This is a genomic window from Robbsia andropogonis, assembly GCF_000970345.1.
Lineage (GTDB): Bacteria > Pseudomonadota > Gammaproteobacteria > Burkholderiales > Burkholderiaceae > Robbsia > Robbsia andropogonis.
Genome location: NZ_LAQU01000136.1, coordinates 1 through 2,205, shown reverse-complemented (window position 1 = coordinate 2,205; position 2,205 = coordinate 1). Strand labels below are relative to the sequence as shown.

Annotated in this window: 1 protein-coding gene; it reads right to left on the bottom strand. The window is 51.2% G+C overall.

Annotated elements, in window-relative coordinates; translation table 11 throughout:
- Positions 1-14 precede the first annotated feature (14 nt).
- Positions 15-1,925 (bottom strand): bifunctional diguanylate cyclase/phosphodiesterase, encoded by a 1,911-nt coding sequence (locus WM40_RS26490; protein ID WP_162199136.1) that lies wholly within the window; start codon positions 1,923-1,925, stop codon positions 15-17.
- Positions 1,926-2,205 lie beyond the last annotated feature (280 nt).

The following is a 2,205-nucleotide window of genomic DNA, read 5'->3' as shown; positions in this document are numbered from 1 at the left end:
CCGTGACGTTCTCGTCATGGAGCAAGGTTTCGACTGACATCCAGATGCAAACGATCCGGTTCGATCATGTACTCATTCAGGCACCGTGCAACCGTGCGCGAAATGGCACCGATCGCGAATTGGACCGGCGACAAATTGATGGTGAGTGATAGCGGGCGCGGATCATAGCTCTGCCACGCCTGAAAATCCTGGCAGGCCTGCTCAAGCACAAACTCACCGATCTGGACAATAAAGCCGCTTGTTTCAGCAAACGAGAGAAAATCTGCGGGAGGCAAAACGCCTTTCTTAGGATGCCTCCATCGAACTAGCGCTTCGACCCCGCGCAATTGCCTGTCAAGACCCACTATCGGCTGATAGTCCAGGAAAAACTCACGATTGATGATGGCATATTGAAACTCTTGATGCCTTTCGATATCCTGCAGCGCGCGTTGGGATAACTCCGGCGTGTACGTACATTGATGACTAAGATCCTCCGCTTTCCCTTGTTCCTTAGCCGAATACATCGCGAGATCGGCTTGTGTAAGCAAATCGAATTCGTTGTCGTCAGCTTTATCATAGGCAGTGATGCCGATGCTTAAGCAGATCAGATAGCTGTTTGCGCGTATAACGAAAGGGCGCTCGAAAGCCTTGATGATGACCCTGCAAAGTGCTTGCGCCTTTCTTACAGCATCGGTGCTTTCGACAAGGATGACAAATTCGTCGCCGCCGATGCGGGCAATCAATCTCTCCTTCCCAACAGCATCTTTGAGCCTATACGAGACCTGCAGCAAGAGTTCGTCGCCTTTTTTATGTCCCAAGGCGTCGTTCACTCTTTTGAAGTTATCGAGATCGATATAGATCATCGCCAATTGGCCCGATGGTCCCAAGGCATGCATTCTTCGGCGCAGCGTTTCCGTAAGCAAGTATCTATTCGACAAACCCGTTAAGGAGTCCGTCTCCGCCGCTGCCTTTAATCTTGCAAGCATCAGAATGACAAATACAGCAACGATGAGAATCAAGAGGCTAATGAATGAGGCCAGCCCTAGGTAGAAGACTTTCCAGTGCTCGGAGCTAGCAAGTTCGTCTCTCTCGGAGAGTCCGACGATAACGGAAACGGGATACTGGGCCAGATGGTGATACGTGACAAATCGCCTCACACCATCGACCGGGTCGGTGAACACCCCGCCATTTGACCCGATCATGTCGCTGTACGCTGAGACCGAAGGGCCTTCATGTGAGGAGCTCGCCGAGCCGGTTCGGCGCGATATCAAATATCCGTAATCCGATATAACAGACAGCAGTGTGCCAGGCGCAAGGGTACCGGCACCATAGAATCCATCGGTAAGAAAATTCGGACTTTCAGAGACAACGACGATGCCAGCGAAGGAGCCGTCTGGATTATCTAATCTGCGAGTCAGTTGTAGGGTCCACTTCCCGGAAACACGGCCGATGACGGGCTTGCTAATGTACAGGCCGGCGTCGCGATTGTTCGCGTGGATCAGAAAGTGCGGCCTGTCGTTGACGTTTATTGCTTCTATGGCCGGCGTTGTTGTCTGCAGAACATTCCCGTCCTTGCCGACAATCGTCACCTGCACGACCGTGTCTCCGGATATCAAGCCCCGATTTTTGTAATCAGATAGGGTGAATGAGCGAGGAGCCTTCTCGTACTCGTATTCCACCCACCTTGCTATGGTATCGGCGTCGTGGAGGTTCTTTGCAACGTGGGCGGCAAACGTCTTGGACAACTCGATGCTAGCGGCAACTGCTCGATCTCTTGCCTCCCGCTGATCCACTGCAATTCGAACCAGTGTGCTTGTGAAGATAAAGATGACGAGCAAAACGGCGATGCCCCCTATCACCGCGGTTGCCGATGATGAACGATAGCGGTTTTTCTCTGGCCGATCTTTGCTTCGGCGTTTGATAGTCGCTATGCCTTGTCGCGTCATGACAGATATTCTTCCCACCATTTTATAGATAATAAATAGGATGGCCGACCAAGCATTGCTGTGTATTAGCTAAATGCTAAGGCGTTTTTCCGTTAGCGCCCTGATGCACCTGGGAGTGGGAAATATAACGCAAATCACCTACTCCAACATCCGCTTGCCGTTAGTGACTTCGAAGTATTTTTAACATTAAATATTCCTAATTGTTAATCGTGTCATTCATCTACCCGTGCATGCGAAGCAGGCAGAGGTTGACTTCACGAATGCTCTTCTGCTCGCGCAG

What these genes read in the sequence shown, in the direction of transcription:
- WM40_RS26490 (WP_162199136.1), bottom strand. Translation starts at nt 1,925, where the DNA reads ATGACGCGACAAGGCATAGCGACTATCAAACGCCGAAGCAAAGATCGG.